Origin of the sequence: Luteibacter rhizovicinus (assembly GCF_004342265.1) — a bacterium.
Classification (GTDB): domain Bacteria; phylum Pseudomonadota; class Gammaproteobacteria; order Xanthomonadales; family Rhodanobacteraceae; genus Luteibacter; species Luteibacter rhizovicinus_B.
The window spans coordinates 133,903-156,648 of sequence record NZ_SMCS01000003.1; the positions used below are offsets into that span (position 1 = coordinate 133,903).

Consider the following 22,746-nt stretch of genomic DNA (forward strand, 5'->3'; position numbering starts at 1 on the left):
AGCATGCGCAGGTCTCAGGGTTGCCCGCCTGCGCGTATCGTCGCCTCATTGATCGCGCGCACCTTGGTCTCGTCCACTTTTTCGATCTTGCGATCGTAGGTGAACAACCCGTTGTGCTCGCCCTCGACATCGGTGATCTGCGTGTAGACGCTGCCGGACATGCCCTTGGCCACGCCCTTGTCGCGCAGCACGGCGGTATTGGCGACGTAGCCGTCGGTCAGCGCGGCGCTGTCTTTCACCGCGCCGTAGGGGTTAATTGGCGTGTTGGGCCAGACATGGCCGGGAACGCCCAGGGTCAGGCCGCCGTGTTCACCGTCCATGGAGGCTCGCTCTGCATCCGGACTGGGTAGGCCGGGCCCCTGGTAGTCATGCACGTCGTAGACGTCGCCGGCGTGTGGATCGCCCTTGGTGTCGCAGCAATTGAGGCCGCTGCGCGCGTCGACCAGGCGCGAGGGGTCGAGTTGCTTGATCTGCGTTGCCAGCTCGGCGGCGGCCGAAATGTTCCACTGGCCCCAGCCCTCGTTGAACGGGATCCAGCCGACGATCGAGGTTTCGCCCTGGAGTTGTTCGACGATGGCCGAGACGTCGGCGCGGAACCCGGCTTTGTCGGCGTCGCTGAGTTTGTCGTTGCGTCCGTTCGGCAGCGCCGGCATGTCCTGCCACACCATCAGGCCGAGACGATCGGCCCAGTAGTACCAGCGCGCCGGCTCCACCTTGATGTGCTTGCGGATGGTGTTGAAGCCCAGGTCCCTGGTCTTCTGTATGTCGAACTTGAGCGCCTCGTCGGTGGGCGCGGTGTAGATGCCGTCCGGCCAATAGCCCTGGTCCAGCGTGGCCAGCAGGAAGGTCGGCTTGCCATTCAGCACGATGCGGTTTCGTCCGCCCACCTTCTCGATGGCGATGGTCCGCAGGCCGGCATAGCTGGTCGCTTCGTCGCGATGGCCGCCCTGCGCAAGAGTGGCCTTGAAGGTATACAGGAAAGGATCCTGCGGGCTCCACAGACGCGGATGCTCGATGGCAAGATGCAGCGGTTTACCGGCCGGTCCGCTCGCCTCGCCCACCGACTTGCCATCCGCGTAGGCGGTGACATGCAGCGTCGCGTCGTCGCTATCGCCTTGCAGCTTTGAAGTAACCGTGAAGGCGTCCAGGCTGCGTGCCGGCGTGAAGTTCAGTTGCGCCAGGCTGGCGGCCGGCACCGGCTCCATCCACACCGACTGCCAGATTCCCGAGGCCGCGGTGTAAAAGATACCTTCGGGTTTCAGCCGCTGCTTGCCGACCATCGCGTTGGTGCCGTCCACTGGCGCATGCACGGCGACGACGATCTCCTGCGGGCCGTGCGGGCGAAGCGCTTGCGTGATGTCCGCGCCGAAGGACGTATAGCCGCCCGTATGGCGTGTCACCTGCGTACCGTTGACGTACACCGTGGTGTCCTGCGCCACTGCTCCGAAATTCAGCCGCACGTGCTGGCCATGCGCGGTGAAGGCAGCCGGCACGTCCACCAGCCGGCGGTAGAACATGAAGTCCGAATGCTTTTGCACGCCCGACAGCACCGATTCGATCGGATACGGCACCAGCACCCGGTCCTTCAGCGTCCGGCCGAACGGCGGCGGGCTTTGCCCGTCGCCCGCCGCGTACTGCCATAGCCCGTTCAGGCTCATCCATTGAGGATCGTCCAGCGACGGACGCGCCAGCTGTGGCCGCGGATACTCGGATAACGCGTTGCCGGGCGACACCTCGGCCGTCCATGGCGTGGCCAAGGGCGCTAACTTGCCGTTCCAGACAGCCGCCCGGTCCGGCGCCGCTATCGCCGTCGGGGCAAAGCCCATGGCCACGGCCATGCCAATCCAGGCGCTCGCGCCCCGTATCATGATGTTGCTCGTCATTCGTGATTCCCCATCAGTCTCGCGGGTCCGCCGACATGGAAAGCGGCACATCGTGCGGATCGGTGCCCCAGGTCTTGTTTGGCTCGGGCCCCATCGTGAGCACCAACGTGGCGCCGTTCGCGATGTCGGCATGGCTGAACCAGGGTTTGGTCCACGGCTTGCCGTTGAGCGTGGCGGACTGGATGTACATGTTCCGGGCCGAGTTGTTGCGTGCGACGATCTCGAAAACCTTGCCGTTGCCCAGACGCAGGCGGACACGATCGAAGATCGGACTGCCGATGACGTAGTCGGGGCTGGCGGGATCGACCGGGTAGAAGCCCATCGCGCTGAGTACATACCAGGACGAAGTCGAACCCTGGTCGTCCATGCCGGGATAGCCGTAGCCCGTGGCGTCGCTGCCGTACAACTCGGCGAGGATGCGGCGTGTCAGCGCCTGCGTCTTCCAGGGCTGGCCGCTCCATGCATAGAGATAGGCCGCCTGCTGGTCCGGCTGGTTACCTTGCACGTACTGGCCGATCAGGCCAGTACAGTCGCGACAGATGCCCTTGGCCTGATAAGGCGTGGAGAAGAAGGCATCGAGCTTGGCGTTGAACGCGTCGCGCCCGCCGAGCAGATTCATCAAACCCTGCACATCGTGCGGCACCAGCCACAGCGTGGACCAGCCCGAGCCTTCCTTCATCATGAAGTTGTAGTACGGCTCGCCCGGATCGAACGGCGAAATCCATTTGCCATCCTCGGTGCGTCCACGGAAGAAGCCCACCGACGGATCGAACGCGTTGCGGTAGTTCGCGGCGCGGCGCAGGAACCTCTCGGCGTCGTCCTTCTTGCCGAGCCGGCGGGCGACATCGGCCAGTGCGTGATCGTCCCAGGCGTATTCGAGCGTGGTGGCGACGCCTGCCTTGCCGCCCGCGTAGGGTGGGCTGGGATTGCCCGGCGGGACGATGTCGGCGATCCAGCCGTTCTTCATGTATTCCGCGAGGTAACCGCGCGGTCCTTTGGGATCGGTCGCGTTCTTGCGCAGATACTCGTACGCGGCGGCGTAATCGAACGGAATGCCGCGTTGCCATGCGCCATCGTAGAGGAACACCGCATGGTCGCCGTGGAACGAGGTGTTCATGTAGCCGCGTTCGCGTGCCATATCCAGCTCGGAGCGCATGATGTCCTGTACGACCCGTGGCTCGAGCAACATCAGCAATGCGATCTGGTTGCGGCCCGTATCCCAGAACGGCACCGGTCCATAGCGGTCGTAGCCGGCGATCTGGACGTGGCCGTCCGCGCCGGTGTAGTGCTCGCCCTTGCGCGCGATCAGGCGCGGGCTGGCAAAGGAGTGATAAAGCGTCGAGTAAAACAGCGCGCGCTGCTTCGGCGTGCCACCGGTGACGTCGACACGGTCGAACACTTGCGCCCAGGCCGCGCGCGCCCGGGCGTGCACGCGCTCGAAATCCCCGTCCGCGGCGTGCAGCCGCTGCTCGGCTTCCTCTGCACTGTGACCGTGGGCGATCCTCATCAACACCTGCTCGCCGGCCTGCGTGTCGAAGGTGGCGTAGGCGCCCGCGTAGCTGCCGGATACCGTGCGCCGATCGGCCTCCACGTCTTCGTTACCGAGTCCTTCGCCCTTGTCGTTGACGTTTGCGTGGAACGTGCCGAACCCAGCGAACGGACGCGAAAACTCCGCAACGAACCAGGGGCCGTCCGAATAGTGCTCCGCGCGCCCGCCCGCATCGACACCGCGAATGGTGCGGTCGCCCACCACCTCGACATCGCCGCCCGGCCGGCGCAGGTTGACGACAACATTCGAGCGATGGCTCGCCGGAAAGGTGAAACGCATCAGGCTGGTCCACTGCGTCACCGTCAGTTCGACGCGGGTGTGGAACGTGTCGAGATCGACTGCGTAGTAGCCGGGCGACGCTTTCTCGCTCGCCTTGTCGTAATACGACTGCGCGTAGTCCGGCGGCACGGTCCAGTCACCCACCACCGGCATGACCATCGGCGCGGCGCGTGCACCGTACGTCGCGCCACCGCCGGAAAAGCCGATCATGGCCGGACGGCCATAGGCATAGGACACGGGGACGCCCGTCGCAAAGCTGAGATCGGCATTGATGTTGACCGGTGCCGCTTCGGTCGCACTCTGCGGCAGGCTCGCGCCCGGCGATGTCATGCCCGAATACAGCGGTTCGCCCGGCGGCGGCGCATTGCCGATCAGTGCTTGCCGGTCCAGTGGCGCTGTGCCGACCAGAGGGTTGGCTTCATCGACCGTCGCCCCCGCGGAGGGAGGCGGGTTGCCGTTCCTGGCATGGCCCGCGCCCACGCTTCCGAGTGCGAAGATCGACAGCGCCACGATAAAAGGTGCACGACGGCGAACGCGTGCGAGAGAGGAGTTCATGATGTCTTCCTGCGACTGAAATGAAGGCACGTTTGCCGTTGCGCGGGGTCAGGCGAGAAGCCCGACCCCGCTCGTCTTCCTTCAACCGCCATCACCGAACTTGTACGTGATGCCCATGTAGTACTGACGTCCGGCGTATTCGAGCTGATAGAGCCGCGCTCTCGTATCGCTGCCCAGGTACTCGTGCGGCGTCGACTTCGTCAGGTTGATGATCGACGCGGTCAACATCAGGTGCTTGTTGAACTCGTAATCGCCGTTCAGGTCGATCTGGCGGTAAGGCTGCGAATAGATGGGAAGACCCGCCGACAACCCTTGCATGGTGCGGCCGGTCAAGTTGTCGCTGGCACGCAATAGCAGCCCATTCTTTTCATAGAACACCGAAACGTTGGCCGCGTACTTGGCGCTGCCGATCAGCTCCGATTTGCCGACCTGCGTGTCGCCAAGTGAAACGGGGGTCTCGTTGGTTTTGTTGAGCGTGTAGTTGGCGATGTAACCAAAGCCCGAGTCCCAGGTGTGCTGCGTGTAGAGCTCAATGCCCTTGGACGTGCCCGAGCGGCCGTTGGCATTGGTGCTGTACTGCATGAAGTTCTGCTGCGTGCCGCCGACGTTCACGGTGATGTTGTTGACGGTGACCGGTACGACGAAGTTCTTCACCTTCTTCTCGAACAGATCGATGCCCACGACCGAGTGCGGCGCGTAGTACCACTCGCCCGCCAGGTCGAACTGCGTCGCAGTGAACGGCTTCAATTCCGCGTTCGCGCCGCTGCCGTACCAACCCGGCAGGGGTGCGCCAAACTGCTTGCGGTCGTTGTAGTAGTCCTGGGTGTCGTTGGTGAGACTGCCCAGTTGGGCCAGGTCGATGTAGTTGGCGCGGGCCATCGCCTGCGAACCGGCGGCGCGCAGCACGAAGTCGTCCGCGAAAGTCCACGCGATGTTGAAGCTGGGCAGGAGCTTGTTGTAGCGCTTGGACGTGGAGGCGTTGGTGAACGTCTGGACAACTGCCTGTTCGCGCGGTTGATACTGGAAATCACCCGGTGCGCAGGCGCCGCCGGCGATGTTCTTGCCGGTGGTCGGACAGATCAGGATGTTGCCGCCCCCGTCGTGGTAATACACCGCGTTGTTGGTGGTGATCTCGTCGGCGACGGTGAGGTCCTGCTGGGTGCTGACAAAGCGCAGGCCCACGTTGCCACGCAGCGTGCCCGTGTCGAAGTTCGCCTGGACATAGGCCGCGCCGATCTTTTCCTGGATCGAGGACTTGTTTTCGGGGCGGTTGTAGAGCACCCGATCGTAGGTCGAGTTGAGGTAGTTGTAGTAAGCCGGAAAATTGATCGCCGGGAAGACGTTGTCGTTGTATGCCCCGGTGCTGCCGTCGAGCGAGTTCGCCTGGAGGAAGCCCGCGGGAAGCTGACCGGCGTTTGGATCGCAGGTCTGGAACTGCGAGGTGGTGCCTTTGCAGTACCACCGAACCTCGTTGCTCTGCTGCTCGGCGTGGTTGTCGCGGTATTTGACACCGAACTGCAGCGATTGCATCCAGCTGGAATCGAAGGCCCACGTGAAGTCCGCCTGGGCGAAATTCTGCGAGTTGGTGGTATTGACCATGTTGGAGCCGGTCGAGCCAAGGTCGACCTGTCCCTGACCGGCCAGCATGTTCTGCAGCACGGCAGGCGAGGCCGTGAGGGTCGGCTTGCCGTTCAGCGTCCACGCGGCCCCGTTGCTGCCATCCACCCACTGGCCGTCGACGAAGTTGCGCGGCTTGGCAGCCATGTTGAGCTCCACCGACGGGCCACCCTTCGCCCACGTGCGGCCGACGTTGAACGTTCCGCTGAGGTTGCCGCCGTTATCCCATTCACCTTCGAGGTTGAGCGTCTGCGAGGTGGCCTTTTCGATGGAGTAGTTACCGGTCAGCCACGGGATCTCCGTGGAGCAGACGTCCACCGCCTGGCGCTGCGCGCCGGAGACCGGGTTCGTCAACGAGTTACAGCCCTGGCCCGCGGGTGGAAGGACGTAGTTCGCACCGGTGACAATCGTGTGCGAGGGATCGAACGTCAGGCCATTGGGTGCGAGCAGCCGGCCCTGCTGGTCCGCATAGTTGCTGTTGCCGGGCAGGCCCCATTCCGGAACCTCCAGGGTATTGGTGATCTGAGTTTGCTGGCGCTCGAAGCGGAAGTAGTTGCCCGTCAGCAGCAAATGGTCGCTGGGCTTGAACTGCATGGTCGCCTGGGCGCCCTTGGTCTTCAGGTCCAGCTGGTTCCGGCCTGTGGCGAACTGCTGCGGCATCCAGTAGCCCGAATAGCTCTTGCCGGCCTGGTCGACCACGCCGCCGCCGGACCACAGGTCGATGTTGGGTGCCACGTCACTGCCGTACGGCTTGCCATGCACGTCCGTCGGCGGCGCGGTGCACGTGGCCCGGTCGGTGCAGTCGTTGCCCCACCAGTGCCAGCTCGAGGCACTGGACACGTAATCGACATCCCGGCGCTTCTGGTACGAGCCCGCGACCAGGACGCCGAAGGTCTCGTCCTTGTTCTTCCAGGACCACAGGGCCGACACCTGCGGAGTGATCTTGTTGCTGTTGTCGGAGCCCGCCCCATTGACGGACACGAAGCCGTCATTCGCCTTCATCTCCAACGGGCGGCGCGTGCGCAGATCCACATTGCCGCCGATGCCACCTTCGTCCAGGCGTGCTTCCAGGCTCTTGTAGAGCTTGATCTCGGAAAACATGTTGGCCGGCATCAACGTGTAGTTGAACGAGCGCGTCAGGCCGGCCGAGGTATCGGCCGAGGCCACGTAGTTGCCGTTCAATTCGGTCAGCGTCAGCTCGGGCGAAAGGCCACGGATGCTGACTGTCTTTCCCTCGCCAGATTCGCGGCTGATGACCACACCAGGAACGTGCGCAAGCGCGTCGGCGATGTTCTTGGCGGGGAACTGCGCGATGTTCTGTGCATTGATGACCTCGACGATGGAATTGGCATCGCGCTTATCCATCACGTTCTGATCGATCGACTGGCGATAGCTCGTGACGACGACCGTGTCCAGGTTCGTGGGATTGGTTGTGCCCCCGTTTTTCTCCTTACCTGCCTTCTTGTCCTTGACGTTCTTCTTCGCCGTCGGGCTATCGGTCGTTTGTGCCGGCGCGAGTGTTGTCGTTGCGGCAGGCGCCGATGTCTGTGCAAAGGCTACCGCGGGTACCCCCAGGTAACCGGCGAACGACAAGGTCGCCGAGGCGAGCGCGGCGTACAGCGGCTTGCGCTTAAGCATGTGTGGCAGATAAGTCATTTCTTTTTATTCCCCTCAGTGGTGTGCGCCCTTGTGGAGTCGGCGCGGTAATCCCCCCGTTACATCACTGCTTCAGATGCGCGATTTATGGCTGCATGCGGCCTCCTCTTTCATCGAATTGGATCGATCCAAATTTTCGACAGTCGACGGGCCTCTGGCTCGTCGGCTATGGATGCTTCAAATTCCCGGATGCGCTACCGCAAAGACCCATTGCAAGCTTGCGCAAGGCAGCGGTTACCGTTGTTGCGATCGTCGGTCGACGAGAGGCAACGCGGCGACGGAACGTGTTGTTTCCCGCCTACTGACTGGTACGGGACACACGGCGGCAACTATCCAGGCCGCTGGCAACAGTTCTCGCAAACGCGGGCACGTATGCTCCGCGCGGTTCCGTGATCATGGAAATACGGGTGGTTCTTGGCTTCATGTGACGGCTTCCCATTCCCCTCGGCAGGTATGGCGGGAAGCAGCAACACACCGGGCGGCGCTCGACGCGCACGTCCCTCAGCTCTCCCCTCCCCGGTCCAAGCCATTAGATTCTTCGTGGCCGCGACATGACCCGAATCACTTTCGACTTAGATCGATCTAAATCCCCTGGGGACAGATTAAGACGCTAAAGCCGAAAGGAGTCACGCTGCGCTGCAAAAACTCAGCCTTCGGTCGATGGGATATCGCGCCGGCTGGCCGCGTGTTTATGGCAGCACTAGCGTCACGATTGTCCGTACGTGGACCTTCAAAGGTGCCCTGGTACCTGTTACACGCGGCATGTGGTCCGTGACGTCGCGTGGCGGCAATGGCGATCTGTCGAATTCCGACGATGGAATTCTTCGCCGCAACCCAGGCTCAGGTCTTGCCGGAAAAAGACCGCTCACTTGACGAATCAGGACACCGAAACACATGCGCATCGTCGCGCGCTGCCTGTGGCCGATTGGACTCAGGTGCAGGCGAATTTGCCTCGCCTGCCTTGGCTGACGCTCGGGCGAATACGCCACACCCGCATCGATCGGGGCGATCCCGCCTCCACGATTTCAATGACTTGCCCCTGCCACCACGCTGGCATGCGCCTTGCTCCGTGACCTGCAATGGTTCGGTGGCAGATGCCATGACCGATGCAAGGCAAGCTCTGTTCGATATCGAGCGTCAGATCGTGGATTACCTGCAAGGGCATCCATGTGCGGCGGACAGCGTGCGCGGCATCCGGGAATGGTGGCTGGGAAACGACACCGAAGTGGACATCGCGCTGGTAGAGCAGGCACTGGGGCAACTGCTGGTCCAGGGCCGCGTCACGCGTGTGTCGCTACCCGATGGCAGCTCGCTGTACACGGGTCCGTCGTCAGACACGCCAGCCGATCCGACACGTCAATAGACAGGCCAGGTCCGTCGAACTCAATCGCATCGAGAGCAACCCGATCATGTCCGAGACACTGAACTGGAACGTTACCGCCACCGTCATCGGCGGACCGACGTTAAGCGACGCCAATACGGTCGTCGTCGACGGTTACGACAAGCTGGCCGTGCTCGTACCGAAGGCCGCCGCGCCACCTCCGCCACCCGGTGGCGGCGGAGGTGGTGGGGGCGCACCGGCCGTGCCGGCGCCAGGTACGGCCAACGTCACAGTGGGCCCGGGCAACTGGACCGGCGTGACATTGCTGTTCATCAAGCCATCGAAGGCGGATGCGGCGGTCACGTTTACCGCCGGAACCGTCACCGCGAAGCTCGACGGGCCGATCGCGCTGACCGGATCCGGAGCCGTCTCTCTGCTCGGTAGTGGCGCCGCGAAGTTGTCGTTCTCCAACACCTCGGAGAACGACATCACCGTCGACATCCTGGTCGGCCGCAGCGCGAGCTGACCGGACGCCGTGTTTCACCTTCCATCGAGGGACGTGCCATGCCTGTTGCCCTGACCTACCCAGGTGTCTATGTCGAAGAGCTGGAAAGCCCGGTCCATACGATCACCGGTGTAGCCACATCGATCACGGCCTTCGTCGGGCGAACGATCCGGGGCCCAACGGATCGCCCGGTGCTGCTGCAAAGCTTTTCCGATTTCGTACGCGTATACGGCGGGTTGTCGGTAGACAGCACACTCAGCTACGCCGTTCAGCAGTTCTATCTCAATGGCGGCAGCCAGGCGGTCATCGCACGGGTGCATAACGCAGCCAAGCTGGCGTCGCTGACTATCGGGGGCGGGACGACGTTGTCGGCTGCCAACGAGGGCAAATGGGGCGACGGACTGCTTGTCCACATCGACGACGACACGCGCGAGAAGCACGACTCGCCGCCCACCAGCGATCCCAAACGTTTCAACCTGTACGTAAAGGACCCAGGCAGCAACACGACGGAGTTCTTCCGCAACGTATCGGTCGACCCCGCCGATCCGCGATTCGTCATGACCGTGCTTCAGCAACAGTCGCAACTGGTGCGCGTGAGCACGATGGGCGCATCTCGGCCCTCCCTCAACGCGGCCGTGCCGCCCAGCGCCGACCCCTTCTCTGACCCCTCGTTCTATACGGCATTCAATGTGGCCGGCAGCGACGGCACGGCTGTCGACGCGACGCAGATATCCGACCCCTCGCTGACCGGAAAGGGCGGGCTCTGGTTGCTTGACCAGACCGACCTGATCAACATTCTCTGCATCCCGCCGTTCACGCGCGATGTCGACGTCACCACGCCGACGTGGGAAGCGGCTGCCGGGTACGCGAAATCGCGCAAGGCCATTCTCATTGTCGACGCGCCATCGGCATGGGCCAACACGCAAGCCGTCGTGTCCGGACTGGGCGCGGTCGTGACACCGACCGACAGTGCGGCCATCTATTTTCCGCGTGTCCTCATGGCCGATTCGCTGGCCGAGAACCGCTTGCAGTCTTTTGCGCCGTGCGGCGTCGTCGCCGGCATCTATGCACGCACCGATACCAACCGCGGCGTATGGAAGGCGCCCGCAGGCACCGATGCATCGCTGATCGGCGTCAGCGCCCTGACCGTCAACGGATTCGATCCGGCATTGCTGAGCGACGCGGAGAATGGCGTCGTCAATCCACTGGGCGTGAATTGCCTGCGCCACTTCCCCGTGATCGGACGCGTGGTATGGGGCGCGCGCACGATGCGCGGCGCGGATGTATTCGCCGACCAGTGGAAGTACGTGCCTGTTCGCCGGCTCGCCTATTTCATCGAGCAAAGCCTCTATCGCGGCACGCAATGGGTTGTGTTCGAACCGAACGACGAGCCGCTATGGGCGCAGATCCGTCTGAACGTCGGCGACTTCATGCAATCGCTGTTCCGGCAGGGCGCATTCCAGGGGACGTCGCCAAAGGACGCCTACCTGGTCAAATGCGACCGCGAAACGACGACGCAGACCGACATCGACAACGGCATCGTCAACATCCTGGTCGGATTCGCGCCGCTCAAACCGGCCGAGTTCGTCGTGTTGCAGATCCAGCAGATCAGGGCGCAATCCTAGGAGATATCGCATGCCACAGTTCGCGGTCAACGCCACCCGTTTCGATCCCTACAAGAACTTCAAGTTCCGGCTGAAATGGGACGGACGCTACGTCGCCGGCATTTCCAAATGCAGCGCGCTCAAACGCACCACGGAAGTGGTCGAGCATCGCGAAGGCGGCGATCCGTCCACGCCACGCAAGTCGCCCGGCCGCACGAAATACGAGCCCATCACGCTGGAACGCGGCGTGACGCACGACATCGCCTTCGAGCAATGGGCCAACAAGGTCTGGGCGGTGGGCGCCGGGCTGGGTTCGGAAATCTCGCTGAAGGACTTCCGCAAGAACCTGATCCTGGAGGTCTACAACGAAGCGGGGCAACTGGCGATCTCGTATCTGATCTATCGCGCATGGGTGTCCGAATACCAGGCGCTGCCGGATCTGGATGCCAACGCCAACGCCACGGCCATCCAGCATATCAAGCTGGAAAACGAGGGCTGGGAGCGCGATGTCGGCACGCTCGAGCCATCCGAACCCAGCTTCGCGTTGCCTGGATAAGGACCGGACCTCATGGACGTCGCCGCGCTCGTATCCGCCTGGGAAGCGACCCTGGCCCAACCGGTATGTCGCCGCGCCGCCACCTTGCTGGAGGGTGCGGGAACCCGCCATGCCGGTACCCTCGACGTCGGCACGCGCGATGCGACCATGCTTGCGCTTCATCGCGAGCTGACCGGCGAGATCCTCGACGGCGAAGCGACCTGCGCACATTGCGGCGAACGCATGGATGTCGCCATTCCCGTTGCGCAGCTCGTTAACGACACGATGAAGGATGGCACCGTCGATCGCGACGGCTGGCATATCGAACTGCGCGTGCCCACCATCGATGATGTCGTGTGGGCGCTCGGCCAGCCGATAAGCGACGACGCGCTGTTCGGTCGCTGCGTCGTGCTTGCGCATCTCGACGACGCTCCCGTACCGGCGACTGACATTCCGGCCGCCGTACGCACGCTATGCGAAGCACGACTGGACGCCATGGCGCCGCTGGCCAATCTGTCTGTCGGCCTCACCTGCCCTGTCTGCGCGCATGACGACGATCTGCCGCTGGATATCTGTGCGTTCGTACTCGGGCGCGCGGGCGACTGGGCACACCGCCAGTTGCTGGACGTCGCGGCGCTATGCCGCGCGTATGGATGGAACGAGGCCAGCGTGCTGGCGATGTCCTCGTGGCGCAGGGCGTTCTATCTCGCGCGCATGGGTGAGCCATGAATTTCCTGACCGCGGTCCTGATGCGTGCACGCGGCGAGCTGGACGGCATTCGTCCGCGACGCGATGTCAGTGCTCTGTGGTTGCCCGAGGCTGTACCCGAAGCAGACTTGCCCCACATCGCAGCGCCGGAGTCCGCCGCTATCGCGCCGCTCAACACAGACATCGAAGCTATCGATGGAGTCCCGACTCGTCCCCGTTCCGACGATGAGCCGGATCGCGGCGATGCAAGCGTGCGTGCTCGCGAACACAGCATCGCGCCACATGCGGTAACGACGGTAACAGTCTCACCCGCGCTGCCCGTGCGTAGCGTGTCCGAGGCAGTCCTACCCACGACGCTGGCCACGCGGCGCGAAGGCAGCAACGACGGTACGCCACTACCGGCACGTCGCAGTGCCCAGCCGCAACCCGCTGCCGCCGCGCGCGAACGCGAGCCGGCGCCACGCATCGATGCGCATGTAGAGATCCACATCGGCAAGCTCGAAATCGTCGCGCCGCCCGCCGTCCGGCCATCGGCCCCGGGTCGCACGACCGGCACACCCAAACCGCTGTCCCTGTCCGATTACCTGGACGCACGGAGCCGGCAGCGATGAGCACCGCGCTGGCCGTGGCCGCCGTGACCCAGGCGCTGAAAAACCTGCTGGCCGACGGCGTGCTCGACGAGCATGTCACCGGCAGCGTCGGCGACGTGCTGATATCCGCGCTACCGCCCGATCGCATCGCGACCGAGGGCGTCGGTGCAAAAAGCCAGCTCAACCTGTTCCTTTACCAGGTCACCGAGAACGCCGCGTGGCGCAACATGGACCTGCCGACGCGCGATGTCGATGGCAATTGCGTCGCCAACTCCCCGCTCGCCCTCAACCTGCATTACCTGCTGATGGCCTACGGCATTAAGGAACTGCATTCGGAAATCCTGCTCGGCTACGGCATGCAGGTGCTGCATGAAACACCGTTGCTTCCGCGCAATGGCCTGCGCAAGGCACTGGCCGGCGTGACGACCACGGACGTACCGCCGCAACTGAAGACCATCGCCGCATCGAACCTGGCCGACCAGTTCGAAGTGGTGAAGGTATCGCCCGAAGTGCTCAGCACGGAAGAGATATCGCGGTTATGGACGGCCTTCGGCGCCAAGTACCGGCCCAGTGCCGCCTATGTCGCCTCGTGCGTGATCATCCAGCGCACCGATCCGCTGCGCGCTACCAAGCCGGTCGCCACGCCCAACATCCTCGTTCAGCCGTTGCAGCGTCCGCAGATTCTCGAAGTGCAGCCGTCGACGATTGCTGTCGGCGGCACACTGGCACTCATTGGATCGCAACTGGTCGCGCCTGGCGTGCAAGTCGTGTTTCCCCGCGACACGGTCGCCCTCGATCCCGGCGGCACGATGCAGCGCCTGACCGTCACTGTGCCGGCCACGTTGTATGCAGGCGTGAATACCGTCGTGGTCAGTCAACCGGTCGACTTCCACACGCCCGATGGCACGACACGCGAGGGCGCACAGTCCAACTCGCTGGCCTTCATGGTGGTGCCCACGCTGGGTGCCGTACCCGCAACCGTCGCCCGTGGCGGGACGCTGGTGCTCAACGTCGCCCCGCCCGTCCGCTTCGATCAGGATGCGGACATCATCATCGGCGACAGCGTGCTCCGCGTGCCCACACGCCCCGCTCCCCCTGATCCACCGCCGCCGCCCGCACCGTTGCCGCCAGGATGGGGCACGTCGCCGACGCTGTCGATCGTCGTCCCGGCCACCGTACCGCTCGGCACGGCGCTGGTACGTGTTCGCGTCGACGGCGCGGAATCGGCGTTGCTTCCCGCCAGCGGCCCATTCACCACCCCGTCGATCCAGGTGACGCCATGAACGCGCTCGTCGACACCCGCATCGATCCGGCCGATTCGCTCGGCATCGAACTGGCATGGCTGAAATCCCGCCTGCGCGGCGAAGATGCCTATCCGTGGATGGCCGACGGTCGATCGCCGCTGGACGATCTTGCGCTGCGGCTGGGTCTGTCGATGTTCGCACGGCACGTACTGTTGCTGGCGGCGGCACCCGATCTGGACGACGAGGCAGCGGCGCTTATCGCGGAACGTTCGCCGGACCAGCCATGGCCGTCGCTGGTCCTGGCGTCGGCGCTGTTCGGGCGCAACGACTTCGCCGCACTCGCACCCGACGCACCGCTGCGCGCGCTCGATCTGGTTCGGCTTTCGGGCGATGGAGTACTCAGCCAGAAGGCGATCTATGCCGACGAACGCGTGGTATTCGCATTGCGCGGTATCGACACACTGGACGCGTGGCTGAGTGCATGGCTGACGCCACTGACCAGCCACGCCGGTACCGGTTCACTGGATGCGAAGCTCACCCATACGCTCGCCCGTCTGCTGGCGGACGATGCCGATCCGCTCGCAATCCTCACGGGTGGCAGCATGGCCGAGCGCCACGCCCACGTGCTGGCCGCCGCCGCGCTCACCGGTGCCGCAGCCTTGCGCATGACGGTTCCCGACGCGACGCAGGCCGATCCCGAGCCGAATGAATTCATCCGCCGGTGGCGTCGCGAAGCTGCCTTGTCGCCGCGCATACTGATGCTCGAAGCGACGGAATGGCCCGCGCGATGGCTGCGCGCGATCGAACAGATCACGACATGTGTCGTGGCCGCCGACGCATCGCCGGACATCCCGGGAACGCGCCAACAGACCATTCTGCACCTGCCGGCCAGCGACCTGAACTCGCGCCGCGCCCGTTGGCGCGCGCATCTTCCCACGCTGCCCGAGGCCGCGATCATGCGCCTGGCCGCCGAATATCGACACGCTCCGGAGCGGTTGCACCTGACCGTTGCGAGCGAACGCGATGCGGCCGACGCCTGTCGTGCGCTGACCCGGGGCAACCTCGCGGGACTGGCCGAGCACATCGATGCGAACGTGGACTGGAACGAACTGGTGCTGCCCGACGAGCAGGCCAACCAGCTGCGCGAACTGGCTGCCCATGCCGGTTCGCGCGTCCTGGTCGGCGAAAGCTGGGGATTCGCAAGACGCAACGGCCGCGGCAACGGTGTGGCCGCGCTGTTCTCCGGACCACCTGGCACGGGTAAGACCCTCGCAGCGCGAGTGATCGCACACGCTATCGGACACGATCTGTATCGCGTCGACCTGTCGCGTGTGGTCAGCAAGTACGTCGGCGAAACGGAGAAAAACCTCGCCCGCGTCTTCGACGCCGCCGACTGCGGCGGCGCGGTGCTGCTGTTCGACGAAGCCGATGCGCTGTTCGGCAGGCGCACGGAAGGGAAGGACAGCCGCGACCGCCACGCCAACCTCGAAACGGCTTACCTGCTCCAGCGCATGGAGAGTTTCAACGGGCTGGCGATACTTACGACCAACCTCGACCAATTGCTGGATGCGGCCTTCCTGCGTCGCCTCGCCTTCGTCGTCCGCTTCCCCTTCCCTGGCGAGACCGCGCGACGCGACATATGGCGTCACGCCTTCCCGGCGCAAACACCACTGGCCGACATCGATCCAGACCAACTGGCGCGTATGCCGCTGGCCGGTGGTCACATCGCGAACATCGCGTGGTCCGCTGCATGTCGCGCGGCGAACGCCGGATGCGAGGTTCAGACCGTGCACATCGTCGCAGCAGCGCGAGCGGAGTGCATGAAGCTGGAACGTCCGTGGCAGGAATCGTGGCTGCACGGAGGCGACCGGTGAGCACACGCATCCACATCGACCGCCTGCGGCTTTCGGGCATCGACGAGCGCACCGCTCGCGCGGCCATGGCGCAGTTGCCGGATATGCTGTCGCGCGCCTTGATTGACCGTCGGCTGATCGATTCGAGCTGCACCGGTATGCGCGTGGACCTGCGTAGCGGCAGCGCACGCGACGTCGCTCGCGCGGTCGTCGAAGCCCTGCTGAGGGACCAGCCATGACCCAGCACAGTTTCGTACCGACGCGCGCCATTCCTCCGCTCATCTCGCGCAAGAAGAAGAGCGACGACAAATCCGAATGTCCCCACTGCCAGAAAAAAGCGCGCGTGTCGGAACCGGGCGACCTGCTGGAGCACGAGGCCGACCGCGCCGCCGATGCGGTGATGAACCGTAAACCCGTGCCTTCGCTCGGGTCCGCCGGGCCGCAATACCAGCGCCGCGCACGCGACGATTCGAAGGCTCAGAAAGAAAAGCACGAAGCCCACGACGAGCACGATCCTCACCACAAGGATCACGCGCACCCGCAGCACGCCCACCAGGCCATGACGGCCAAGCCTGCGCATGAAACAGCCACGCCTTCGCCTGTACATCAGCCCGCGGCCGCACCTGCTCCCGCGAAGAAACTCGACGGTACGGCGCCGTTGCAGCGCAAGGCACGGCAGACGGACGCGCAGCCAAACGACTCGGTATTCGACGCGCTGGAAGACCATGGAACGTCGCTCGATCCCGCCACGCTGCACTTCATGCAGGAACGCTTCGGCCGCGACTTCTCCCATGTGCGCATCCACACCGGGATACACGGCGAACGCGCCGCGAATGCAATCCAGGCACGCGCCTTCACGCACGGCCAGCACGTAGTGTTCGGCAGTGGCGAATATCGTCCGGGTACGCAGTCCGGTAGGCAGCTGCTGGCCCATGAGCTGGCGCACGTGGCTCAGCAAGGCGCGGCGCCTGTCCGGGCTCAGACGCCAGGTCCCCCGGTAACGCAAACGCCCGCTGGCATCGCGCCACCCATAAGCGTCGCACCGGCAGCAACCCTCGCAAGGCTCCAGACACCCGCGAAAAGCACGTCCATTGTCATCAACGGGATTGACGAACTATCCGCATTGACTGTTCGCGTCGACCCGGACAAGGACAAGCGAGATGACGGCCCGTTCAGACTAGCCTTCGACGTGTCGATGCTGATGGTACCAAGGAGCAAGGGCATCGATGTCGAGAAAACGTACAACAACCTCGCCAAAAAAAGAGCTTTGGCGGCAACGATTGGCGATTTCGACAAAGACCCGAAAATTGTGCTGAAGCAGGCGCGGGATAGCTCCGAGCAATTGCGAGATCGATGGCTGGACAAAGTCGGCTGGCCACGTGATGAAGCGTCTGCACTTCCAAACTGGGCGGACGCCGGGGGAAATAAGACGAAGTTCTACGTTCCCCTTGGCCAGGAGGCGAAGTGTCAGACCGATCACATCGTCGAGCTCCAGGTCGGCGGCAACAATACGAAGGAAAATCTGCGGCCGTTGAATGGACCCATGAATGAATTGGCTGGACGCACGCTGTGGGCAGAGCTTTCGACACTTGCGAAGGCAATCCGGAGCGAAGACCAACTGGGGGCAAAAAGCGCCTCTGAGATTCAACTCACTTTCAAGAATGCGGTCATGGGTGGAAAGACAGTGGCCGGCGTCGGAACGGAGACGAATCCCACCTGTCTTGGAATCCACGAAAAGGCGTTCAAGCCGACGAAAGGCAAAACCGTTCTGACGGAAGGCATGGAGGCATATGTCATCAAGACGCAGGGCGGACGCACTGCAACGCTACGCGTCGACAAGGGTTTCTCCAAGGCGAAGCCCGACAAATCCATCCAACTGGGCAGCCCTGGGTATGACAATGCGGGAGCGATAACGTTTCTTCCCGGTTTTACGCTCAAGACGCTGACGCGCGGGGAGGGCAAGGACACGCTCCGCGCGGCGCTGGACGAAAGAAAGTCGACACGACTCCCGCTTACCTTTGGCGATGCACAGAGCAAGACGGGTGACGCACCGTTCGAGTTCGGGGTGAATCTAAAATCAGGGTTACTGACGCCGTTCACTCCGAAGACGGGCAAAGACCAAGGCATCCCGATCGACTACAAGTTCATGTCGCCAGGTGCTATCACCAGCCTCACGCTCACGGACGACGGCGTCGACTTCAAGGGTTATATCAAGCCGTCGCTTCCATTCCTGAAAAAGCTGGATATCAAGTACGAAAAGGAAGTTCTCTCGATATCGAAAGACCTCGTACCCGCCGACTACAAACTCCCCATCCCCGGCGCAAAGGTCACCAAAGCGAACATCGCGCTGATTCTTTCGCCCGAGCTGAAGGCCGAAGGCACACTGGGCATCGAATATTCCGCGGGCAAGCGGAAGATCATGGAGGGCGAACTGAAGGCCACCGTCGATACCGCCGGGCTCCGGCTCGGCGGCGACCTGAATGTCTTCATTCCCGGCGTGGACAGCGCCACGGCGCACTTCGAGTACACGAAAGAAGCAGGCTGGTCGGGCCATGGCAAAGTCGGACTGGCCGACTTGCAGAAGAAGCTGAAATACGTGAAGAGCGGCGAAGTCGGCATCGGCTTCACACAGGGAAAAGGCGGCGAGGTCGATATCGAGGCCAGCGGCAAGGTGATGCTGGACATTCCCTCGACACAGGGTGTCGAAGTCTCGCTTATCAAGAACAAGGATGGCTGGAAGTTCAAGGGCAAGGGTACATTCGACATCCCCAAGATGAAGCCCGTGGACATCGCCATCGAGTACGACGGCGAACATCTTAGCGGTGAAGCGAAGGGTATCGGCTTCAAGTACAAGAACTTCGACGCGACAATCGACCTGCGCTACAAGGACGAGAAATTCTCGGGCGACGGCACGGTCCATTTCGAGAAGGGTCGCGCGAAGGGCGTACTCAAGGTGCACCTGTTGCCGACCGGACGCTTCACTGGCGAAGGTAGCCTGACTCTTGCCATACGCGAGGGCATCGAGGCGACGGCTGGCGTCTCACTCGACAAGGACGAGAAACTGCACGTCGACGGCAAGCTCGCATTCGCCAAGCCGATCAAGCTATTCGAGGGTTTCAAGGGCGACGCCACGATTCTCGATGTGGGCGTCAGTATTCCCATCCCTGGCCTCAGTGTCGGCGTGGTGGGCGTGAACGCGCGTATCGAAGGGAAGCTCGAAGCTGGTTATCAGATCGGCCCCGGTGAGATTCGCAACGCCTCGGCGGAAGCCAAATTCGACCCGCTCGAAGATGATCCGAATCTGTCCATCGAGATCAAAGGCCAGATCTGGATCGGCGCATCCGCGTATATCAAAGGATCGATCAGCGGCCTGATCGAAGTAAGCGTCGGCATCGCGTCCGTTTCGGGTGGCCTGAAAGTCAGCGCGACGGCGACTCTTTCGGGCGAGGTTCTGTCCAACATCACGCTCTTCTATGCCAAAGGCCGCTACGAAGCGAAGGCCGACTTTGCCGCGTCGCTCGCGCTCGCCATCCGGCTCGCGCTCGAAGCCGTGGTCAAGGCCGAGGCCGGCGTCGGTCCTTTCAAGGTAGCGACGGAACGGGACTGGACGCTTGCCGCGAAGGAGTTCAACACGGGTCTGACACTCGGCATCAAGGTCACCAAGCCGTTGTCGTACAGCTCGGACAAAGGGCTGGACACGCCTGGCCCGTCGGATATCGAGGTAACAAAACCGAATCTCGATCCCGCCAAACTGATCGACAACGTCATGGGCGCGAGCAGTCCGAAGGACAAGCCGCTATGACCCAGCCGCTTCCGCGCATCCTCAAAGCCGGCATCGTGCTGATCGATCCGGTGAACGGCACGGTGCTGCGCGTGATCACGATGCAGTACAACCCGGACAGCGTCTCGCGCACGTTGCAGGTTCAGGGCATCGGCGAAGGCGGAGATCGTTCCGAAGCCATGCGCCTGAAAGGGCCGGCGATCGAGACCTTCAAGATCGAAGCCGAACTGGATGCCACGGACCAGCTCGCCGCACCCGACAGCAATCCGGACGTCGTGAAATTCGGGCTGTATCCGCAGATCGCCGCACTGGAATCGCTGGTGAATCCACAGTCGGCGGACCTGATCAACCAGAACGTACTCGCGCAGGCCGGCACACTGGAGATCGCGCCCACCGAAGCGCCGCTCGCACTGCTGGTGTGGAGCGCACAGCGCGTCGTACCCGTGCGCGTCACCGAATTCAGCGTGACCGAAGAAGCGTTCGATGCACTGCTCAATCCCATCCGCGCCAAGCTCAATCTGGGCCTGCGCACCTTGACCGTCGACGACCTGCCCTTCACGCATCGCGGCACGTCGATCTTCCTGAGTTACCTGCAGGCGAAGGAGCGGCTGAGTGCGAAGGCGCCCTCTCCCGGCCTGTCCGTCCTTGGCATCGGAGGCATTCCATGAGCAGCTCGACGATGGCGCTGGCCACGCTCGAATCCATCCTGCAAGGTTCCGCCGCGGGCATGCAGGCATTCGCGCCGAACAGCCGCTACTACGGCATCCCGACGACCGCGATGACGCTGCCCGATGGCAGCCAGGTCAGCTATCTCACCCGGCGTTTCGTGCCGGCACCGGAGCGCTTTCGTCCTTTGCAACGCCACGTCGTCGCCGAGGGCGACCGGCTGGATGGCATCGCGACGAAGTACTTCAACGATCCGCTGCTGTACTGGCGCATCTGCGATGCCAATCGCGCGCTGCGCCCGGGCGAACTCGTCGAGACGGTCGGCGAGCGGCTTCTGATCACATTGCCCGAAGACGTGCCCTCGCCGACGGGAGGCACCTGATGCTCGACGGCGGCATTCATCTGAGCCTGCTGATCGGTCCGGCGGTTCCCTCGCCGGCGCCGGCCGAGGTCGTGGATGCACTGGACGCCGTGCAGGTGACCAGTTCGACCGAACTCGGAGGTTTCCAGCTGACGTTCAAGGCCGGCCGCGAATCGGGCCTGGTGAATCGACTGCTGCCATCGGGATATTTCGATCCGATCATCACCCGCGTGATCCTGCTGGTGACGGTCAACGGGCAGACGACCGTCATCATGGACGGTGTCATTACGCGACAGGAGCTGACCCCGAGCAACGAGGTCGGCAAATCCACGCTTACCATTACGGGCGAAGATCTCAGCCGCATGATGGATCTGGTGGAGATGCCTTTCATGCGTTTCCCCGCGATGCCGATCATCGCGCGTGTGTATCTGATCCTGGCCAAGTACGCCGCGATCGGCATCGTCCCGCTGGCCATACCGCCGATCCTTCCGGACGTATCCAATCCGCTGGAAGCACTGCCGAGCCAGACGGGCACCGACCTGGCGTACATCAAGCAGCTCGCCAAGCAGGTCGGTTATGTCTTCTACATCGAACCGGGCCCCGTGGCAGGGATGAACATCGCCTATTTCGGTCCGGACATCCGCATTCCCGACCCGCAACCGGCACTGACCGTCGACTCGGACGCGGCGACCAATGTCGAGTCGCTCAGCTTCAGCCTGGACGGCACGATGAAAAAGATCACGGTGGTGACCGTGATGGATCCGTTCACAGGCAAGATCCCCATCCCCATCCCTATTCCGAACATCAGCATCCTGCGCCCGCCGATGGGGCTGCGCATGCCGATCCCCGCGAAGGTCGAGTTCGTCGAGGGCATGGCCGGACTGTCGCTGACCGATGCGGCCAATCGCGCACTGGGCATCCTGTGGAATTCGACCGATTCGGTCACCGGCACCGGCACGCTCGACGTGCTGCGCTACGGCCGCGTGCTGCGATCGCGAATGATGGTCGGCGTGCGCGGTGCCGGACGTACCTACGACGGGCTGTACTACGTCAACAGCGTCAGCCACTCGCTCAAGCGCGGCGAATACAAGCAGAACTTCAATCTTTCGCGCGACGGACTGATTTCCAACGTATCGGCGGTGATGCCATGACGACTTCGATTACCGATGCACAGGTCCGCAGCTTCTACGGCAAATACCGCGGCACGGTCGTGCAGAACGTCGACCCATTGCTGTGCGGCCGGCTGATGCTGATCGTTCCCGATGTCACCGGCGACGCGCCCACCAGCTGGGCCGAGGCATGTGTGCCGCTGGCCGGCCCGACGGGCCTGCCCATGGGCGTTTTCATGGTGCCGCCCATTGGCGCCGGCGTATGGGTCGAGTTCGAACAGGGCGACGCATCGCGGCCGATCTGGGTGGGATGCCGTTGGGGAGCGGCATCGGACGTGCCGCCTTTGGCACTGCTTGGCAATCCGGCGTCGCCGAATATCTGCATGCAGACCATGGGACAGCAGACGCTGCTGCTCAGCGACGCACCGCCGACACCGGCGACAGGCGGCATCGTACTGAAGAGCCTGACCGGCGCGATGCTCGTCGTGAACGATGCAGGCGTATTCATCCAGAACGGCAAAGGGGCATCCATCACCCTCACCGCCAACATCGTCGATATCAATCTCGGCGCCCTCACCGTGATGTAGCCGACAAGGACCGACCATCATGCCCGGACCCATTCTGCACGTCGGCGCGACTGTCCTGTGTACGCACGGAGGACAGGCGACGCCTGGCGCACCGGTACCCCGCGTAATGGTCAGCGGCCAACCGGTGGCCACGATGGCGGTGCCGTATGTGATCGCCGGATGCCCGTTCGTGGCGCCCGCTCCCGGTCCCTGCGTGACCGGTCAGTGGGTGGTCGGTGCGGTGCGCGTCATGGCGATGGGCCAACCTGTCGCTATTCAGAGCGGTGTCTCCGTCTGCGCGCCGAGCGGCACGCCAATGCTACCCATCGTCGCGCAAATACGCGCCGTGGCGACATGAGGGAAG

The 22,746-nt window shown here is 63.5% G+C and carries 18 protein-coding genes; 15 read left to right on the top strand and 3 right to left on the bottom strand.

All coding sequences use genetic code 11. From position 1 onward, the window contains the following. Positions 1 to 14: 14 nt before the first annotated feature. From EC912_RS09085 to EC912_RS09095, 3 genes are all read right to left on the bottom strand, one after another. Positions 15 to 1,883, bottom strand: a complete 1,869-nt coding sequence (locus tag EC912_RS09085; protein ID WP_165973549.1) for a glycoside hydrolase family 2 protein — start codon at positions 1,881 to 1,883, stop codon at positions 15 to 17. Between the two features lie 13 nt (positions 1,884 to 1,896). Beyond that, complete coding sequence (locus EC912_RS09090; protein ID WP_132143153.1) at positions 1,897 to 4,266, bottom strand: GH92 family glycosyl hydrolase; 2,370 nt, start codon at positions 4,264 to 4,266, stop codon at positions 1,897 to 1,899. Between the two features lie 81 nt (positions 4,267 to 4,347). Further along, the gene (locus EC912_RS09095) at positions 4,348 to 7,539 is read right to left on the bottom strand and encodes a TonB-dependent receptor (protein WP_132143155.1); all 3,192 of its coding nucleotides are present in this window, start codon (positions 7,537 to 7,539) and stop codon (positions 4,348 to 4,350) included. Positions 7,540 to 8,638: 1,099 nt separating this feature from the next. On the opposite strand from EC912_RS09095, the gene EC912_RS09100 reads away from it, so the two are divergent. From EC912_RS09100 to EC912_RS09170, 15 genes are read left to right on the top strand one after another with little or no spacing between them, the layout of a single operon-like run. Next, positions 8,639 to 8,902 carry a hypothetical protein gene (locus tag EC912_RS09100; RefSeq protein ID WP_132143157.1) on the top strand — a complete coding sequence of 88 codons (264 nt, stop codon included), beginning with the start codon at positions 8,639 to 8,641 and terminating at the stop codon, positions 8,900 to 8,902. 46 nt (positions 8,903 to 8,948) lie between these two features. Further along, positions 8,949 to 9,386 carry a hypothetical protein gene (locus EC912_RS09105; RefSeq protein ID WP_132143159.1) on the top strand — a complete coding sequence of 146 codons (438 nt, stop codon included), beginning with the start codon at positions 8,949 to 8,951 and terminating at the stop codon, positions 9,384 to 9,386. 38 nt (positions 9,387 to 9,424) lie between these two features. Beyond that, entirely contained in the window at positions 9,425 to 10,990 is a 1,566-nt protein-coding gene (locus EC912_RS09110) for a phage tail sheath family protein (RefSeq protein WP_132143161.1), read from the top strand. Positions 10,991 to 11,000: 10 nt separating this feature from the next. After that, positions 11,001 to 11,525, top strand: a complete 525-nt coding sequence (locus EC912_RS09115) for a phage tail protein (protein ID WP_132143163.1) — start codon at positions 11,001 to 11,003, stop codon at positions 11,523 to 11,525. A gap of 12 nt (positions 11,526 to 11,537) precedes the next feature. Beyond that, entirely contained in the window at positions 11,538 to 12,233 is a 696-nt protein-coding gene (locus tag EC912_RS09120; protein WP_132143166.1) for a hypothetical protein, read from the top strand. Then, positions 12,230 to 12,823 carry a hypothetical protein gene (locus tag EC912_RS09125; RefSeq protein WP_132143168.1) on the top strand — a complete coding sequence of 198 codons (594 nt, stop codon included), beginning with the start codon at positions 12,230 to 12,232 and terminating at the stop codon, positions 12,821 to 12,823. Before EC912_RS09120 ends, EC912_RS09125 begins: the two co-directional genes overlap by 4 nt. Next, positions 12,820 to 14,085, top strand: a complete 1,266-nt coding sequence (locus EC912_RS09130) for a DUF4255 domain-containing protein (protein ID WP_132143170.1) — start codon at positions 12,820 to 12,822, stop codon at positions 14,083 to 14,085. Before EC912_RS09125 ends, EC912_RS09130 begins: the two co-directional genes overlap by 4 nt. Next, positions 14,082 to 15,920, top strand: a complete 1,839-nt coding sequence (locus EC912_RS09135; protein WP_165973550.1) for an ATP-binding protein — start codon at positions 14,082 to 14,084, stop codon at positions 15,918 to 15,920. The genes EC912_RS09130 and EC912_RS09135 overlap by 4 nt, the downstream gene beginning before the upstream one ends. Further along, on the top strand, positions 15,917 to 16,138 hold the full coding sequence (locus EC912_RS09140) for a hypothetical protein (RefSeq protein ID WP_132143174.1): 222 nt from the start codon (positions 15,917 to 15,919) through the stop codon (positions 16,136 to 16,138). The genes EC912_RS09135 and EC912_RS09140 overlap by 4 nt, the downstream gene beginning before the upstream one ends. Next, positions 16,135 to 19,701 (top strand): DUF4157 domain-containing protein, encoded by a 3,567-nt coding sequence (locus tag EC912_RS09145; protein WP_132143176.1) that lies wholly within the window; start codon positions 16,135 to 16,137, stop codon positions 19,699 to 19,701. The genes EC912_RS09140 and EC912_RS09145 overlap by 4 nt, the downstream gene beginning before the upstream one ends. After that, entirely contained in the window at positions 19,698 to 20,348 is a 651-nt protein-coding gene (locus EC912_RS09150; RefSeq protein ID WP_132143179.1) for a hypothetical protein, read from the top strand. The genes EC912_RS09145 and EC912_RS09150 overlap by 4 nt, the downstream gene beginning before the upstream one ends. Then, positions 20,345 to 20,728: a LysM peptidoglycan-binding domain-containing protein gene (locus EC912_RS09155; RefSeq protein ID WP_243649207.1), complete on the top strand. Its 384-nt coding sequence runs from the start codon at positions 20,345 to 20,347 to the stop codon at positions 20,726 to 20,728. The genes EC912_RS09150 and EC912_RS09155 overlap by 4 nt, the downstream gene beginning before the upstream one ends. After that, the gene (locus EC912_RS09160) at positions 20,728 to 21,858 is read left to right on the top strand and encodes a hypothetical protein (RefSeq protein ID WP_132143181.1); all 1,131 of its coding nucleotides are present in this window, start codon (positions 20,728 to 20,730) and stop codon (positions 21,856 to 21,858) included. Before EC912_RS09155 ends, EC912_RS09160 begins: the two co-directional genes overlap by 1 nt. Next, positions 21,855 to 22,403 (top strand): phage baseplate assembly protein V, encoded by a 549-nt coding sequence (locus EC912_RS09165; RefSeq protein ID WP_132143183.1) that lies wholly within the window; start codon positions 21,855 to 21,857, stop codon positions 22,401 to 22,403. The genes EC912_RS09160 and EC912_RS09165 overlap by 4 nt, the downstream gene beginning before the upstream one ends. 19 nt (positions 22,404 to 22,422) lie before the next feature. Next, complete coding sequence (locus EC912_RS09170) at positions 22,423 to 22,740, top strand: hypothetical protein (RefSeq protein WP_132143185.1); 318 nt, start codon at positions 22,423 to 22,425, stop codon at positions 22,738 to 22,740. The last annotated feature ends 6 nt before the right edge of the window (positions 22,741 to 22,746 follow it).

Bases quoted from the DNA above. Each gene is read 5' to 3' on its own strand.
- EC912_RS09085 (WP_165973549.1), bottom strand. From the start codon at position 1,883: ATGACGAGCAACATCATGATACGGGGCGCGAGCGCCTGGATTGGCATG.
- EC912_RS09090 (WP_132143153.1), bottom strand. From the start codon at position 4,266: ATGAACTCCTCTCTCGCACGCGTTCGCCGTCGTGCACCTTTTATCGTG.
- EC912_RS09095 (WP_132143155.1), bottom strand. From the start codon at position 7,539: ATGACTTATCTGCCACACATGCTTAAGCGCAAGCCGCTGTACGCCGCG.
- EC912_RS09100 (WP_132143157.1), top strand. From the start codon at position 8,639: ATGACCGATGCAAGGCAAGCTCTGTTCGATATCGAGCGTCAGATCGTG.
- EC912_RS09105 (WP_132143159.1), top strand. From the start codon at position 8,949: ATGTCCGAGACACTGAACTGGAACGTTACCGCCACCGTCATCGGCGGA.
- EC912_RS09110 (WP_132143161.1), top strand. From the start codon at position 9,425: ATGCCTGTTGCCCTGACCTACCCAGGTGTCTATGTCGAAGAGCTGGAA.
- EC912_RS09115 (WP_132143163.1), top strand. From the start codon at position 11,001: ATGCCACAGTTCGCGGTCAACGCCACCCGTTTCGATCCCTACAAGAAC.
- EC912_RS09120 (WP_132143166.1), top strand. From the start codon at position 11,538: ATGGACGTCGCCGCGCTCGTATCCGCCTGGGAAGCGACCCTGGCCCAA.
- EC912_RS09125 (WP_132143168.1), top strand. From the start codon at position 12,230: ATGAATTTCCTGACCGCGGTCCTGATGCGTGCACGCGGCGAGCTGGAC.
- EC912_RS09130 (WP_132143170.1), top strand. From the start codon at position 12,820: ATGAGCACCGCGCTGGCCGTGGCCGCCGTGACCCAGGCGCTGAAAAAC.
- EC912_RS09135 (WP_165973550.1), top strand. From the start codon at position 14,082: ATGAACGCGCTCGTCGACACCCGCATCGATCCGGCCGATTCGCTCGGC.
- EC912_RS09145 (WP_132143176.1), top strand. From the start codon at position 16,135: ATGACCCAGCACAGTTTCGTACCGACGCGCGCCATTCCTCCGCTCATC.
- EC912_RS09150 (WP_132143179.1), top strand. From the start codon at position 19,698: ATGACCCAGCCGCTTCCGCGCATCCTCAAAGCCGGCATCGTGCTGATC.
- EC912_RS09155 (WP_243649207.1), top strand. From the start codon at position 20,345: ATGAGCAGCTCGACGATGGCGCTGGCCACGCTCGAATCCATCCTGCAA.
- EC912_RS09160 (WP_132143181.1), top strand. From the start codon at position 20,728: ATGCTCGACGGCGGCATTCATCTGAGCCTGCTGATCGGTCCGGCGGTT.
- EC912_RS09165 (WP_132143183.1), top strand. From the start codon at position 21,855: ATGACGACTTCGATTACCGATGCACAGGTCCGCAGCTTCTACGGCAAA.
- EC912_RS09170 (WP_132143185.1), top strand. From the start codon at position 22,423: ATGCCCGGACCCATTCTGCACGTCGGCGCGACTGTCCTGTGTACGCAC.